Genomic DNA, 15430 nt, shown 5'->3' on the forward strand with positions numbered 1-15430 from the left:
ATCGATGAGCAACAATCTGAACTGGCATCCGGCCAGGGAGCCGCAGGCCGAGCCGTTGACCGGCCGCTTTATCCGTCTGGAAAAACTCGATCCGCGCCAGCATGGCGATGATCTCTGGGAGGTGCTGCAAGGTCGTGAGTCAGACGGCAAGCTGTGGGACTACCTGCCTTATGGTCCGTTCACCGAGCGTGCGCCGTTCGATCAATGGCTGGAAGGCAATGCCGCCAGTCGCGATCCGCTGTTCTACAGCGTGATCGACCTGGCCAGCGGGCAGGTGCAGGGCATTCTCAGCCTGATGTCCATCGTGCCGGCCCAGGGCCGTATCGAGGTCGGGCACATTGCCTTCGGTGCGGCGATGCAGCGCACGCCCAAGGGCACCGAGGCGGTGTACCTGTTGAGCAAGCTCTCGTTCGAGCTGGGCAATCGCCGGCTGGAATGGAAATGCAACAACGCCAACGCCCGCTCCAAGCGCGCGGCGGAGCGTTTCGGCTTCACCTACGAGGGGGTGTTCCGCAAGCATATGGTGGTCAAGGACCAGAACCGCGATACAGCCTGGTACTCGATCACCGATGACGAATGGCCGGCGATTGCCGCCGCCTATGAACGCTGGCTGAGCGCCGACAACCAGCGCCCCGAGGGTCAGCTCAGGACGCTGGAAGCCTGTCGCGCCGAAGCCTAGCGGCTTACTTCAGCTGCTTGGCCAGGAGTTCGATATGCTCCGGGCCGATACCGCAGCAACCACCCAGCAGACTGGCGCCGCGTTGGCGCCAGTTCTGCGTCCAGTGCAGGTAGCCCGGTGGGTCGAGATCTTCACGAAGCTCGTCGAGGCCATCGTTGGCAGTGGCATCCTTCGGCTGCGGCGGGAAGGCGTTGGCATAGGCACCAACGGAGATATCCACAGCCAGGCGCTTGAAGGTGGCCAGGGCCGCATCGATGGCATCGCCGATCACTTCCGGTTGGCTGCAGTTGAACAGCAGGGTCTGCACGCCCAGTGCCGCCACGGCTTCGGCCGCTTCGCTGACCGGCTCGCCGGAACGCAGGCGCGGTACGTTATCCACATCCTCGTCCTGCAAGGTGAACGAGACCCAGAACGGCTTGCCGTCCTGCGGCAGGCCGGCACGGATCGCCTGGACCTCGGCAATGGCGCTCTGGGTTTCCGCCAGCCATAGGTCGACGTGCTCGGACAGGCCTTCGACCAGCGGAGTCAGGACTTCGCCAACCCGCTCGGGCTGGTAAAGATCCGGGCGATAGGAACCGAACAGCGGCGGCAGCGAGCCGGCGACACGAACCTTCTGCGGTCCGGCATCGGCCGCCGCGCGGGCCAGTTGCCCGGCGGTACTGGCCAGGGCGCGGCCCTCGTTCTTGAACCGCTCCTCACCAATATGGAAAGGCACCACCGCGTAGCTGTTGCTGGTGATCACCTGCGCACCGGCATCGATATATGCCCGATGCACCGCCACCACTGCCTCCGGCGCCTCGCTCAATGCGAGCGCCGACCACTCCGGCTGGCGGAACGGCGCACCGCGGCGCGCCAGTTCCCGGCCCATGCCGCCATCAAGAATGACCAACGACTTTTCGCCCATATAACACTCGCTTCTATAAATATAAATAAAACGTATTAGTGCGCACCTACTTATAACTATTTAATACCTGATACGTTTTGTCTTACAACTTTTCCGGTGATTCCCATGCAACTTTCCTCCCTGTTGGGCGCGGGCCTGCTGGCCTTGACCGCTGCCACCCAAGCCTTCGCCGGCGCCACCCTGGACCGTGTGGAATCCCGCAAGGAACTGGTCAACGTGCTGATGGAAAGTTATCCACCGTTTTCCTTCCTCAACGAACAGAACCAGCTGGATGGCTTCGACGTGGACGTGGCCAAGGCCGTGGCCGAAAAGCTGGGCGTGAAACTGCGTCTGGAAACGCCATCGTGGGACGTTATCGCCGCCGGCCGTTGGAGCGGTCGCTATGACATCTGCATTTGCTCCATGACCCCGAGCAAGGCTCGCGCCGAGGTGTTCGATTTCCCGGTCGAATACTACGCCTCGCCAGCGGTGATCGTGGTCAACGCCAAGGATGAGCGCATCCACTCGGCCAAGGACCTGAACGGCCTCAAGGTCGGCCTGACCAGCGCCTCCAGCTACGAAAGCTACCTGAACAAGAACCTGGTGATCGAAGGTGCCGAGGACCAGAAGATCGATTACCCCTTCGATGCGGTACAGATCGCCCCGTACGACACCGACAACGTGGCCTTCCAGGACCTGGGCCTCGGCGCTGGCGTGCGCCTGGATGCCATCCTTACCAACCTGGTCACCGCCCAGCCGCGCCTGAACGAAGACAAGCGCTTCAAGCTGGCCGGTGCGCCGCTGTATGAAGAGCCGAACTCGGTCGCCATCGAGAAAGGCGACGCCGAATGGAACGCCAAGGTCCGCGAAGTCTTCGCCCAGCTCAAGGCGGACGGCACCCTGGCCAGGCTGTCGAACAAATGGATCGGCGCCGATATCAGCAAATGAGTGCCCACGAACCCTCGCCCAAGCCCGCCGCCTCGCGCGCGGGCCTGCCGCTACCGGGCTTCCGGACGCGGCTGTACCTGACCTGGCTGGTCCTGCTGCTGGTGTTCGTAGGTTTCTTCCTGAGTTTTGATCTGAAGTTTTCGATCATCGTCGAGAAGTTTCCAAACCTGGCGGGCTTCAAGCTCGGGCCGAACGGCTTCCTCCAAGGGGCGGCGCTGACCCTGTTCCTCTGCCTGTGCTCGATGGTCTGCTCGGTAGCGCTGGGCTTCGCCGCTGCACTGGCGCGCCTGTCGAGCAGCGCGGTGCTGCTGGGCGTAGCGAGCTTCTACACCTCGTTCTTCCGCGGGACGCCGCTGCTGATCCAGATCCTGCTGATCTACCTCGGTCTGCCGCAGATCGGCCTGGTACCGGGCGCGATCAGTGCCGGGATCATCGCCCTGTCGTTGAACTACGGCGCCTACCTCAGTGAAATCTTCCGCGCCGGCATCCTCGGCGTCGCGCCGGGCCAGCGCCAGGCCGCACTGGCGCTGGGCATGAAGCCGGCGACCATCTTCTGGCACATCACCCTGCCCCAGGCCATGCGCACCATCATTCCGCCGGGCGCCAACCAGTTCATCTCGATGCTCAAGGACTCGTCGCTGATCTCGGTGATGGGTGTGTGGGAAGTGATGTTCCTGGCGCAGTCGTATGGACGCTCGAGCTATCGGTACCTGGAGATGCTGACCACCGCGGCGTTGATCTACTGGTTGCTGTCGGTGGCGCTGGAATTGGTGCAGGCGCGGCTGGAGGGGCATTTCGGCAAAGGCTTCGAGCGGTAACCGCCTGGTTGTGAAGCACCACGTACCCTGTGGGAGCGGGTTCACCCGCGATTACTTCAGTGAATTCACCGCCGCAATCGCGGGTAAACCCGCTCCCACAGGGTACTGCGTCGTCTTAGCGATCCTTGAGCCTATCAGGCCGCCGCAGCACCCCCATCTGCAACCCGAACGGCCGAAACACCGCATTCAACGAGTTGAGCGTCGGATTCCCCTCCCCCTGCTCGATCTGGATCAGGGTCCGCACGGAAATCTTGCACATGCGGGCGAACTGGGTCTGCTGCAGCTTCGCCACCTCCACCCGCAACTTACGCACCGCCTGGCCCAGCTCCAACGAGCCATCGGCAATCCCCTGCAGTACGCCTTCGATCAGCAAAGCGCGAATCTCGATCGAAACCGTCATAGCAATCCCCAACCTTTCATACGTTGTTCAAGGTTCTTCAACGCGATGGCCGGGTGGTTCATGACCGCATCCGGCAAGCCCACCAGCAAATCCGGCAGTGCCATCAACCCAAGGGCATCCTGGCGCAGACGTTCGAATGCCTGCTGCGGGTCCACAAGCGGCGCCAGCAACTGGCAAGCCGCGAGCCAATCGACCTCGCCGCCCCGCTCCACGGGCGAAGGCCACTTGGTCGTGCGGGTGATGCCTTCCGCATCCATGACCATGGGTGCCAGGTCGTAGATCGGCGCCAGCCGCAGTTGGGCATCGCTACGGATGATCGCGGTGTTGCGGCCATGGTTGTCGGAGTTGCCGAGGATCTTGTTGATCAGGTCGCGGCGCAGGTACTCCGCTACCAGGTCAGGCACCTGGGCCTTCTGCCCGGCTTTTATCCATAGCTCGGCAAGAGACTGAATAACTTCCAGATGGTCCATCCGGCTGCCCGGCTCGGTTACCCCGGCCAGCGAATACACGGACTCCACGGCCAGTCGCTCGACACCTTCGGCACCGATCCGACGGTCGAATCGCTTCATCCAAAGGCTGGGTCTATGACCCTCCTTCAGCTCGGGCGTCGTCACCGTGTCGATACCCAAGCTTTGCAGCGCCTTGTAGTACAGGTATTCGGCACGCAGGATGGTCTGATCATTGTCCAGCGCCTGGTTGCGGGCGAACTTCACGAACCAGTGGCAGGTAGCCCGGTCATCCTTCAGCACCGCGTCCGGATAGAGCTGACCGTCGCCGCCTTCGGTCAGCAACAGCTTGGGCGCCTCGCCACCCGCCCCCGTCGCGCCGCCGATGGCCGCGCCTTGCTCGTAGGCGTATTCAAGAAAGCGCTGATCGCGGCTGACCACATCATCGAAGCTGAAACCCATGGGCGCCGTGCTATCCAGCCCTTCCATCGACTCCTTGATACGCAGGTTGCCGATCGGTGCCGGGGTGCTGCGAGCCAGCAGGAAAAGGTCGTCAGCCAGACCTTCCGGCTTTTCCCGACCCATATGCCTGAGGAGAAAGCGTTTGGCTGCACCGGACGGCGCGATGTCATGCAGGAAGGCCGGGGCCTTTTTCCCATGCTGAGGACCGAAATCCACCGGCAACCGGACACTGACCGCCTTGTCGAACGTGCTTTCGTAGGCATCCAGATTGGCGCCAACGTAAGCCGAGGTGTAACCGTACTGGCAGGAGCCGAGGAAGCCCTTCTCGGGCTCGGCAAAATTCAAGGCCATGGCGTCCTGCCATTTGCCTTGGGCGTGGAGCTGTAGGGTCAAGGTGTACATGGAGGCTCTATCAGCGTGAACGGGCTTATCTGCAATATAGTGCAATTCACGCAAACAAACATGGCATGTATCTGCATTAAAGTGCAGAAATACCAGAAATTTGGCTGTAGATCTGCATTTAAATGCAGATAATCAGAATAAAAAAAGGGGAGCAATCCGCTCCCCGATGAGGTTAACCGTTTACCGCCGAAGGCTGTCTCAGCCTTCGATCTCGATGAGGATTTCGCCCGGATTGACGCGGTCGCCCTTGGCGATGTGGATGGCGGCAACCTTGCCGGCGATCGGCGATTGCACTTCGGTTTCCATCTTCATCGCTTCGGTGATCAGTACTGCCTGACCGGCCTTGACCACGTCGCCTTCCTTGACCAGCACATCGACGATGTTGCCCGGCATGGAGGTGCTGATATGGCCCGGTTCGCTGGCCTGCTTGCGCTTGCTGCCGCCGCCGCCGACGAATTCGTTGAGCGGTTCGAACACCACTTCTTCCGGCATGCCGTCGATGGACAGGTAGAAGTGACGCTTGCCTTCGGCCTTGACGCCGACACCGGTGATGTCGACGCGGTAGGTTTCACCGTGGACGTCGATGACGAACTCGGTCGGCACGCCTTCGCCGCTGGCCGAGGCCACCGCGCCAGCTTCCGGAATCGGCAGCAGCACTTCCGGAGTCAGGGTGCCGGCTTCGCGTTCTTCGAGGAACTTGCGTCCGATATCCGGGAACATGGCGAAGGTCAGCACGTCTTCTTCGGAGTGCGCGAGGTTGCCGATATCGGCACGCAGCTTGGCCATTTCCGGCTTGAGCAGGTCGGCCGGACGTACGTCGATGACCTCTTCGCTACCGATGGCCTGGCGCCGCAGTTGTTCGTTGACCACGCCCGGAGCCTTGCCGTAGCCGCCTTGCAGGTACAGCTTCACCTCGTTGGTGATGGTTTTGTAGCGTTCGCCGGCCAGCACGTTGAAGAACGCCTGGGTGCCGACGATCTGCGAAGTCGGGGTAACCAGCGGCGGGAAACCAAGGTCTTCGCGAACCCGTGGAATCTCTGCCAGCACTTCGTTCATGCGATTGAGTGCGCCCTGCTCCTTGAGCTGGTTGGCGAGGTTGGAAATCATGCCGCCCGGCACCTGGTTGACCTGCACGCGGGTGTCGACCGAAGTGAATTCGCTTTCGAACTGGTGGTACTTCTTGCGCACGGCGTAGAAGTACAGGCCGATTTCCTGCAGCAGTTCCAGGTCAAGGCCAGTGTCGAACTCGCTGCCCTTGAGTGCGGCGACCATGGATTCGGTACCCGGGTGGCTGGTACCCCAGGCGAAGCTGGAGATGGCGGTGTCGATGTGGTCCGCGCCGTTCTCCACCGCCTTGAGCTGGCACATGGCGGCCAGGCCGGCGGTGTCGTGGGAGTGGATGAACACCGGCAGCGATTGCTCGGCCTTCAGCGCCTTGACCAGCTCGCCGGTGGCGAACGGGGTCAGCAGGCCGGCCATGTCCTTGATCGCGACCGAGTCGCAACCCATGGCTTCCATCTGCTTGGCCTGGGCGACGAAAGCGTCGATGGTGTGCACCGGGCTGGTGGTGTAGGCAATGGTGCCCTGGGCGTGCTTGCCGGCAGCCTTCACCGCTTCGATGGCGACGCGCAGGTTACGCACGTCGTTCATGGCGTCGAAGATGCGGAACACGTCGATGCCGTTGACTGCGGCCTTGGCCACGAAAGCCTTGACCACGTCATCGCTGTAGTGGCGGTAGCCCAGCAGGTTCTGACCACGCAGAAGCATCTGCAGGCGCGTGTTGGGCAGCGCGGCGCGCAGCTTGCGCAGGCGCTCCCACGGGTCTTCCTTGAGGAAGCGTACGCAGGCGTCGAAGGTCGCGCCACCCCAGACTTCCAGCGACCAGTAGCCAACCTTGTCGAGCTTGTCGCAGATCGGCAGCATGTCTTCGGTGCGCATGCGGGTGGCCAGCAGGGACTGGTGGGCGTCGCGCAGGATAGTGTCGGTTACGAAGATCTTCTTGGACATTATGGGTTCCTCACAGGCCTGCATGCGCGGCGATGGCGGCGGCGATGGCGAGCGCCAGCTCTTCGGGTTTGCGCTTGATCGAGTAATTGGTCAGTTCCGGATGGCTTTCCACGAAGCTGGTGTTGAACTGGCCACTGCGGAATTCCGGATTGCGCAGGATTTCCTGGTAGTACGCGGCGGTGGTCTTGACCCCTTGCACGCGCATGTCGTCCAGGGCGCGCAGGCCGCGGTCCATGGCTTCTTCCCAGGTCAGCGCCCAGACCACCAGTTTCAGGCACATGGAGTCGTAGAACGGCGGAATGGTGTAGCCGGTGTAGATCGCCGTGTCGGTACGTACCCCGGGGCCGCCGGGGGCGTAGTAACGGGTGATCTTGCCGAAGCTTGGCAGGAAGTTGTTCTTCGGGTCTTCGGCATTGATGCGGAACTGCAGGGCGAAGCCACGGTGCTGGATATCTTCCTGCTTGACCGAAAGCGGCAGGCCCGAGGCGATGCGGATCTGTTCGCGAACGATATCGATGCCGGTGATTTCCTCGGTGATGGTGTGTTCCACCTGCACCCGGGTGTTCATTTCCATGAAGTACACCTCGCCCTCGGCGAGCAGGAACTCCACGGTACCGGCGTTCTCATAGCCGACCGCCTTGGCCGCGCGCACCGCCAGGTCGCCGATGTAGGCGCGCTGCTCCGGGGTGAGCTGCGGGCTCGGGGCGATCTCGATCAGCTTCTGGTTGCGGCGCTGGATCGAGCAATCACGCTCGAACAGGTGCACCACGTTGCCGAAGCTGTCGCCAATGATCTGGGCTTCGATGTGCTTTGGGTTGACGATGCATTTTTCCAGGAAGACTTCCGCCGAACCGAAGGCCTTGGTGGCTTCGGAGATCACCCGCGGGAAGGCCTGTTCCAGCTCCTCGCGGCTGTTGCAGCGACGGATACCGCGGCCGCCACCGCCGGAGGTGGCCTTGAGCATCACCGGGTAACCGATGCGGTCGCCTTCGTTCAAGGCTTCGTGGATGTCGGCGACGTTGCCTTCGGTGCCCGGGGTCACCGGGACGCCGGCCTTGATCATGCTGCGGCGGGCTTCGGTCTTGTCGCCCATGCGGCGAATGACTTCCGCTGCCGGGCCGATGAACTTGATCCCGCGTTCGGCACAGATATCCGCCAATTCCGCGTTTTCCGAGAGGAAACCGTAGCCGGGGTGCAGGGCGTCGCAACCGGTTTCCACCGCCAGGTTCACAAGCTTGCGCGGGTTCAGGTAGCCGGCCAGGGGCTCGGCACCGATGCTGTGGGCCTCGTCGGCGCGCTTGACGTGCAGGGCGTGCCGGTCGGCGTCGGAATAGATCGCTACCGAGCGGATGCCCATCTCGGCGCAGGCCCGCACGATCCGAACTGCGATTTCACCCCGGTTGGCGATCAGGATTTTTTTTATCACTGGAGTCTTCCCAAAGCCGCTGGACAATCGACCCGAATTGGCGGGTCGGCGCGTGACCAGAATCACCTGGCCAGTCGTGCAATCACCCTAGCGCCGTGTGTGAATAAACAAAAATCAATAATTATTAGGGACTCCATTAACAATTGCTTATAGTGCAGTAACAAGGTTTTTCACAGGGCTGGGGATAACGTGCGTAAGTCATTGATGCGTATGACATTGCGTCAATTGCAGATCTTCAATGAAGTGTGTGATTTGCGGTCGTATAGCCGCGCTGCGGAAGAGATGGCGCTGACGCAACCCGCCGTTAGTCTACAGATTCGCCAGTTGGAAGAATTGGTCGGCCAACCCTTGTTCGAGTATGTCGGCAAGAAGCTGTACCTCACCGAAGCCGCCGAAGCCTTGCAACGCGCCAGCCGAGACATCTTTGGCCGCCTGGAAAGCCTCGACATGCAGCTGTCGGACATGCAGGGCTCGCTCCAGGGCCAGTTGAAGCTGGCCGTGGAATCCAGCGCCAAGTATTTCGTGCCGCACCTGTTCGCGGCGTTCAAGCGGCTGCACCCGGAGGTCAACCTGACCCTGACCGTGGTCAACCGTGCCCAGGCGATCCGCCGCCTATCCGACAACCGCGACGACCTGATCATCATGTCCATGGTCCCGCAGGACATGGGCCTGGAGTTCCTGCCGTTCCTCAACAACCCCATCGTTGCCGTCGCCCCGCCGGATCATCCGCTGTGCAAGCTGGACAGCCTGCGCCTGCAGGACCTGGAGCCGCATACCTTGCTGGTCCGCGAGCAGGGCTCGGGTACGCGCAAGGCGTGTGAAGAGTATTTCAAGGAGAAGCGCGTGCACTTCACCCAGACGCTGGAAGTGGCGTCAGCCGACGCCCAGCGCGAGTGCGTGATTGCCGGCCTGGGAATCGCCTTGCTGACCCGCCACGCGCTGAATCTGGAACTGGCTACCGGCGTGTTGCGCGAGCTGCCGGTGGAAGAGCTGCCGCTGTATCGCAGCTGGTGCGTGGTGCAATCCAAGGCCAAGCGGCAATCGCCGGTGGCCCTGGCCTTTCTTGCATTCATTCGCAGCGAACGTGCGCAGATCAGCTGCCTTGTTGAACGCTTCTCCGGGGTTCTGCCGCCGACACCTGCCATACGTTGAAGCGTTGCAGATCACCGAAATCGGTGATGTCCTGAAGCAGGCGACGCTGCTCGGACCAGCTTTCGATCGCGCGGCGGTACTCCATGCGACGCTGGTCCTTTTCCTGCTGCTTGCGGGATTTGGCGCTGGGTTGATACGAGCCATCGAAGTCACGAGCCATTTCATATCTCCCTGATCGAGTGCGTACGGGAGTTTCAAAATGAATCGTGAAGTTGACGGTTTAACGGCGGGAGGGTGACAGGGGTGTTAAGGGTGATAAAACGCTGGCGCAGTTTGCAGGAACCTGTGGGAGCGGGTTCACCCGCGATTACGGTAGTGAATTCCCCATCGCTATCGCGGGTAAACCCGCTCCCACATTTGAGCCAATGAGCCCTTAATCTTCCATGTTCTTCAATGACTTCGGCGACAGCCGCAGGCTGCGCAGGCTGCGCTTCACGCTCTTCAGGTGATTGACCAGGCTCGGCCCACGGGCCATGGCCACGCCCATCGCCAGCACGTCGATCACCACCAGGTGGGCGATGCGCGAGGTCAGCGGCGTGTAGATTTCGGTGTCTTCGTGCACGTCGATGGCCAGGTTGACCGTCGACAGCTCGGCCAGCGGGGTCTGGCTCGGACACAGGGTGATCAGGTTGGCGCCGCTTTCCCGCACGATATTGGCGGTGATGAGCAGGTCCTTGGAGCGGCCGGACTGGGAAATGCACACCGCGACATCGCCCGGTTTCAGGGTCACCGCCGACATCGCCTGCATGTGCGGGTCGGAATAGGCCGCCGCGCTGAGCAGCAGGCGGAAGAACTTGTGCTGGGCATCCGCAGCCACCGCACCCGACGCACCGAAGCCATAGAATTCGACACGCTGGGCCTGGGCCATGGCCGTCACCGCGCGTTGCAGGGCCACCGGATCGAGGTGCTCGCGCACTTCCATCAGCGTATGCAGGGTGGTGTCGAAGATCTTCAGGCTGTAGTCGGCGACCGAGTCGTCCTCATGAATCGCGAACTGGCCGAAACTGGCGCCGGCGGCCAGGCTTTGCGCCAGCTTGAGCTTGAGGTCCTGGAAGCCGGTGCAGCCGATCGCCCGGCAGAAGCGCACGATGGTCGGCTCGCTGATGCCGACGCTGTGGGCCAGGTCAGCCATGGAGCTATGCATGACCGCCGCAGGGTCAAGCAATACGTGGTCGGCAACCTTGAGTTCCGACTTGCGTAGCAGATGCCGCGACTGGGCGATGTGTTGCAACAGATTCAATGGCGGGACTCGGTTATGATCGGCTGGCCGGTTGTAGCAATCTTGTAGTTATACTACATGACTGGCGAACCGCCCAGCTAAACGAGACAGGAGTGTGGTGGGTTTGACTATTCCTTGTGACATTCTGGTCTTCGGCGGTACTGGTGATCTGGCCCTGCACAAGCTGCTTCCAGCGCTCTACCACCTGTATCGCGAGGGCCGCCTGCACCCGGCGGTGCGCATCGTCGCCCTGGCCCGCAGCCCAATGCCGCGCAATAGTTTTCAAAAGCTTGCAGAACGCCGTTGTCGCGCCCAGATCGCCCGCAACGACTTCGATGAAGACACCTGGGACCGCTTCTCCACCCGCCTCGACTACTTTTCCATGGACGCCTCGCAGAGCGCCGATTTCGGTCGCCTGTCGCACTTTCTTGGCGAGCCCGGGGGCCTGGCGCGGATCTATTACCTGGCCACCGCGCCCAACCTCTTCGTGCCCATCGTCACCCACCTGAATATCGCCGGGCTGGTAGACAGCGAATCGCGCATCGTCCTGGAAAAACCCATCGGCCATTCCCTGGAATCGGCCACGGCGATCAACAGTGCCATCGGCGCGGTATTCGACGAATCCCAGGTGTTTCGTATCGATCACTACCTGGGCAAGGAAACCGTGCAGAACCTCATGGCCCTGCGCTTCGCCAACGCCCTGCTGGAACCGGTATGGCGCGCCAGCCAGATCGACCATGTGCAGATCAGCGTCTGCGAGACCCTCGGCGTGGAAAACCGCGGCGCCTACTACGACCGTGCCGGTGCTACCCGCGACATGCTGCAGAACCATCTGCTGCAACTGCTCTGCCTGGTGGCCATGGAGCCACCGGCGCAGTTCGAGGCCGAGGCGGTGCGGGACGAGAAGGTAAAGATTCTTCGCGCCCTCAAGCCGATCACCGGCCAGGACGTGCAGGACAAGACCGTGCGCGGCCAGTACAGCGCGGGCAAGATCGGCGGCCAGGAAGTGCCGGCCTATTACTTCGAGAAGGATGTGGATAACGACAGCGATACCGAGACCTTCGTCGCTGTCGAAGCCCACATCAACAACTGGCGCTGGGCCGGGGTACCGTTCTACCTGCGCACCGGCAAGCGCCTGGCCAAGCGCTCGTCGCAGATCGTCATCCAGTTCAAGCCGGTGCCGCATCGCCTGTTCGAGAGCGACCGCGCCAACCAGTTACTCATCCAGTTGCAGCCGGACGAGCGCATCAGCCTGCAGATGATGACCAAGACCCCCGGCAAGGGCATGCGCCTGGAGCCGGTGGAACTCAACCTGAACCTGGCCCAGGTGTTCGGCCAGACGCGGCGCTGGGACGCTTACGAGCGCCTGTTGCTGGATGTGCTGGACGGCGATTCGACGCTGTTCATGCGTCGCGACGAGGTGGAGGCTGCCTGGGCCTGGATCGACCCGATCCTCAACGGCTGGCTGGAACACTTCCAGACGCCGCGCCCCTACCACGCCGGCACCAATGGCCCGGAACAGGCCCACAGCCTACTGGCCCGGCATGGGCGGGAGTGGCACGGCTAGCGCTTTACCAGACCGTCTGCTCGCTCAACAGCCGCGCCAGCGCATCGGCCTGCAACGGCCGGCTGATCAGGTAACCCTGGACTTCATCGCAGTCCTGCTCGCGCAGGAAGCGCAGTTGTTCCTCGGTTTCCACGCCTTCGGCAACCACCATGAGGTCCAGGCTGTGGGCCATGATGATGATCGCCCGGGTGATCGCCGCATCTTCACTGCCTTCCTCAAGCCCGCGGATAAAGGCCTGGTCGATCTTTACGTAGTCCACTGGCAGGCGTTTCAGATAGCTGAGCGAGGAATATCCCGTGCCGAAGTCATCGATTGCCAGCTTCACCCCGAGCCCGTGTAGCTGCTTGAAGGTGGCGATGATGTGTTCGACGCTGTCCAGCAACTGGCTTTCGGTCAGTTCCAGCTCCAGTAGATGCGGCGCCAGGCCGCTTTCCTCCAGGACCTGGCGCACCAGGCTGACCAGCTTGCCCTGGCGCAACTGGTAGACCGACAGGTTTACCGAAACCCGGATCGGCTCCAGGCCCTGACGTTGCCATTCGCACGCCTGCCAGCACGATTGGCGAAGAACGAACTCGCCCATGGGCGCGATCAGCCCGGTTTCCTCCGCCAGGCCGATGAACTCCCCGGGCGGCACCATGCCCATGGCCGGGTGGTTCCAGCGCACCAACGCTTCGGCAGCCTCGATGCGCCCGCTCGCCAGGCAGACCTTGGGCTGGTAGTAGACCTCCAACTGGCCCTCGTCGATGGCCTTGCGCAACTGGTTCTCCAGTTGCAGACGGTCCAGGGTGCTGGCCTGCAGGCTTTCGGTGTAGAACTGGAAATTATCGCCGCCCAGGTGCTTGGCATGCTGCATGGCCATGTTGGCCTGGCTGACCAGCACGTTGAGGTCGAGACTCATGTCCGAGTGCAGGGCGATGCCCACCGAAGCGCTGATCACCAGCTCATGATTGTCGAAGCGCACCGGCACCCGCAGTTTCTCCAGCAGGCGGGTCGCCACCCGGACCAGGCTGGACAGGCTGCTGTAGCCGTCGAACAGCACCACGAACTCATCCCCGGACAGTCGTGCGACCGTATCCGCTTCGGCCATGGCATTGCCGATACGCATGGCGATCTGCTTGAGCAACTGGTCGGCCACTTCATGGCCGAGGCTGTCGTTGAGCAGCTTGAAACGGTCGAGATCGATGTGCATCAGCGCCAGGCAGCGCCCGCTGGTTCGCAGGCGCTGGCCGGCCTCGAGCAGACGCAGCCGGAACAGAGCGCGATTGGCCAAGCCGGTCAGCTCGTCGTAATGGGCGAGATAACGCAGGCGTTCCTCGGATTCACGGCGCTCCGACAGGTCGCTGAAGAAACCCACCACGTTGCTGATCTTGCCGCGGCTGTCGAATACGCCGTTGAGTTGCAGCCATTGTGGATAAAGCGTCCCGTCCTTGCGTGCCTCAACCAGTTCGCCCTGCCAGCGGCCGTTCTGCTCCAGCGCCTGGTCGATGGCACCGTAATGCCGTCGCGCATCGAGGCTGCACGGCAGCTCAAGAGCGTTGCGGCCGAGCAATTCATCGCGACCGTAACCTGTCATGCGGCAGAACGCCTGGTTCAGGGCCAACAGCTCATAGTCGGGGCCGAGGATGGCGATCCCCTCGCTGGCCGCCTCGAACACTGTCGCCGCCAGGCGCTGCTGCTCTTCCTGGGCGCGACGCGCGCTGATATCGCGGCGGGTACCGATCATCCGTACCACCCGGCCTTCGGCATCGCGCTCGACAGCACGTCCACGGTCCTCGATCCAGCACCAGTGGCCATCGTTGTGGCGGAAGCGGTACTCGATGCGGTAATCCTCGGTCCGGCCCTTGAGGTGCTCGACCAGGGTGCGCTTGAGCGCCTGCACATCGTCCGGGTGCAGGCGCGGCTTGAGGTGCACCAGCATGGCCTTGACCGCATCCGGGTTCAGGCCGAACAGCTCGCGCAACTGGGTGTGATGGACTTCATCGGTTTGCAGGTTCCAGTCCCACAGGCCCAGTTCGCTCGCCTCCAGGGCCAGGGCCAGGCGCTGTTCGCTCTTGCTCAGGGCCTGGTTGGCCGCGTCCAGCTCGGCACTGCGCTGGGCGACACGGGTTTCCAGCCCGGCCTGGGCCTCGCGCAACTGGTCCTCGACGCCGCGACGCTGCTCCACTTCGGCACCCAGCGCCTTGTTCAACTGTTCGCTGCGGGTATGGGCCGCTTGCAAGTGCTCGATCAGCGCCTGGTTCTGGAAGCGCCGCAGCAAGCTGTTCTCGATCAGCCGGTTGACTTGCCAGGCCACTACCAGCAAGGCGCCCAGCAACAAGAGGCCGAGCAGGCCCCAGCCCCGCTGCTGTTGATCGCCGCTCCAGAACAGGAAGGCGATCGGCGGTAACAGGCAGGGCAGCACGAAACTCAGGAATGCCGGGAGGCTTACCGCATAGGCCACGCTGGCCGAGAGCGCGGCGGCGCCGAGCAGGCCGAACACCCAGGCCTGCTGCACGAAGTTATCCACAGGCACGAGGGCGATCGCCGCGCTGGCCAGGGTCAGCCCGCTGAACGCCGAACCGAGCAGGAACATGCGCCGCCAATGCGGCCTGGCCTGGCGATCCGGCATGGCGGCGTCGAAGGCGGCGACCTGGATGACCCGCAGGGCGACCAGTGCCATCAGCCATACCACCCACACGCTGACCAGCAAATAACGCTGCGGGCTCCACAGCAGCCAGGCACAGACCAGGCCGTTCAACAGCATGAATATCGTGGGTAGCAGGGAGCCTTGGTACAACAGACGGATACGCTCGACCGCCAATTGCGTGGCAAATTGCTTGCGAATGCCGCGACGTGCCTCGATCGGCACACCGACGGGTCCTGGTGCGAGTGTCATGGGCAGTGTTCTTGTAATGGTTAGCCACAAACGTGGACGGAGCATACACAAGCAATGCCCGGTGCCAAACTGCTCTGTGTCATAAATTCGCACCTCCGGAATCTCCTTCCTTGGTACAAGGCAACCGCTCAAGCACGCGGGCCAAG

13 protein-coding genes are annotated in these 15430 nt (G+C 62.4%); 5 read left to right on the plus strand and 8 right to left on the minus strand.

The genetic code is table 11. The features are described from left to right. Positions 1-4: 4 nt before the first annotated feature. Positions 5-679, plus strand: coding sequence for a GNAT family N-acetyltransferase (locus ACPFMA_RS28345; RefSeq protein ID WP_009402459.1), 675 nt, complete (start codon positions 5-7; stop codon positions 677-679). A gap of 4 nt (positions 680-683) precedes the next feature. Here ACPFMA_RS28345 and ACPFMA_RS28350 read toward each other — a convergent pair whose 3' ends face one another. After that, complete coding sequence (locus ACPFMA_RS28350; RefSeq protein ID WP_064302185.1) at positions 684-1583, minus strand: homocysteine S-methyltransferase family protein; 900 nt, start codon at positions 1581-1583, stop codon at positions 684-686. A 105-nt stretch (positions 1584-1688) separates the two neighbouring features. Between ACPFMA_RS28350 and ACPFMA_RS28355 the strand changes: the two genes are divergently transcribed. Then, a complete protein-coding gene (locus tag ACPFMA_RS28355) occupies positions 1689-2510 on the plus strand; it encodes an ABC transporter substrate-binding protein (RefSeq protein WP_009402462.1) in 822 nt (273 codons plus the stop codon). Then, positions 2507-3328 carry an amino acid ABC transporter permease gene (locus ACPFMA_RS28360; protein WP_420059299.1) on the plus strand — a complete coding sequence of 274 codons (822 nt, stop codon included), beginning with the start codon at positions 2507-2509 and terminating at the stop codon, positions 3326-3328. Before ACPFMA_RS28355 ends, ACPFMA_RS28360 begins: the two co-directional genes overlap by 4 nt. Positions 3329-3443: 115 nt before the next feature. Here the strand turns inward: ACPFMA_RS28360 and ACPFMA_RS28365 are convergent, their stop codons facing one another. From ACPFMA_RS28365 to ACPFMA_RS28380, 4 genes are all read right to left on the minus strand, one after another. Beyond that, positions 3444-3728 (minus strand): helix-turn-helix domain-containing protein, encoded by a 285-nt coding sequence (locus ACPFMA_RS28365; RefSeq protein WP_064302182.1) that lies wholly within the window; start codon positions 3726-3728, stop codon positions 3444-3446. Next, on the minus strand, positions 3725-5038 hold the full coding sequence (locus ACPFMA_RS28370) for a type II toxin-antitoxin system HipA family toxin (RefSeq protein WP_064302181.1): 1314 nt from the start codon (positions 5036-5038) through the stop codon (positions 3725-3727). Before ACPFMA_RS28370 ends, ACPFMA_RS28365 begins: the two co-directional genes overlap by 4 nt. 198 nt (positions 5039-5236) lie before the next feature. Then, positions 5237-7045, minus strand: coding sequence for a sodium-extruding oxaloacetate decarboxylase subunit alpha (gene oadA, locus ACPFMA_RS28375; protein WP_009402467.1), 1809 nt, complete (start codon positions 7043-7045; stop codon positions 5237-5239). A 10-nt stretch (positions 7046-7055) separates the two neighbouring features. Beyond that, positions 7056-8471 carry an acetyl-CoA carboxylase biotin carboxylase subunit gene (locus ACPFMA_RS28380; protein ID WP_009402468.1) on the minus strand — a complete coding sequence of 472 codons (1416 nt, stop codon included), beginning with the start codon at positions 8469-8471 and terminating at the stop codon, positions 7056-7058. A 204-nt stretch (positions 8472-8675) separates the two neighbouring features. Between ACPFMA_RS28380 and ACPFMA_RS28385 the strand changes: the two genes are divergently transcribed. Beyond that, the gene (locus ACPFMA_RS28385) at positions 8676-9623 is read left to right on the plus strand and encodes a LysR family transcriptional regulator (RefSeq protein WP_420058473.1); all 948 of its coding nucleotides are present in this window, start codon (positions 8676-8678) and stop codon (positions 9621-9623) included. On the opposite strand, the gene ACPFMA_RS28390 is transcribed toward ACPFMA_RS28385, so the two are convergent. Both ACPFMA_RS28390 and hexR read right to left on the minus strand, forming a co-directional pair. Beyond that, on the minus strand, positions 9565-9783 hold the full coding sequence (locus tag ACPFMA_RS28390; protein ID WP_420058474.1) for a PA3496 family putative envelope integrity protein: 219 nt from the start codon (positions 9781-9783) through the stop codon (positions 9565-9567). The two genes, ACPFMA_RS28385 and ACPFMA_RS28390, sit on opposite strands and share 59 nt — an antisense overlap. A gap of 213 nt (positions 9784-9996) precedes the next feature. Then, positions 9997-10863: a transcriptional regulator HexR gene (hexR, locus tag ACPFMA_RS28395; protein ID WP_009402472.1), complete on the minus strand. Its 867-nt coding sequence runs from the start codon at positions 10861-10863 to the stop codon at positions 9997-9999. A gap of 103 nt (positions 10864-10966) precedes the next feature. Between hexR and zwf the strand changes: the two genes are divergently transcribed. Continuing rightward, positions 10967-12409, plus strand: coding sequence for a glucose-6-phosphate dehydrogenase (gene zwf, locus ACPFMA_RS28400; protein WP_064302177.1), 1443 nt, complete (start codon positions 10967-10969; stop codon positions 12407-12409). 4 nt (positions 12410-12413) lie between these two features. On the opposite strand, the gene ACPFMA_RS28405 is transcribed toward zwf, so the two are convergent. Then, positions 12414-15284: an EAL domain-containing protein gene (locus ACPFMA_RS28405; protein ID WP_420058475.1), complete on the minus strand. Its 2871-nt coding sequence runs from the start codon at positions 15282-15284 to the stop codon at positions 12414-12416. Positions 15285-15430: the final 146 nt, after the last annotated feature.

Origin of the sequence: Pseudomonas sp. NyZ201, assembly GCF_049860765.1 — a bacterium.
GTDB lineage: Bacteria > Pseudomonadota > Gammaproteobacteria > Pseudomonadales > Pseudomonadaceae > Aquipseudomonas > Aquipseudomonas bharatica.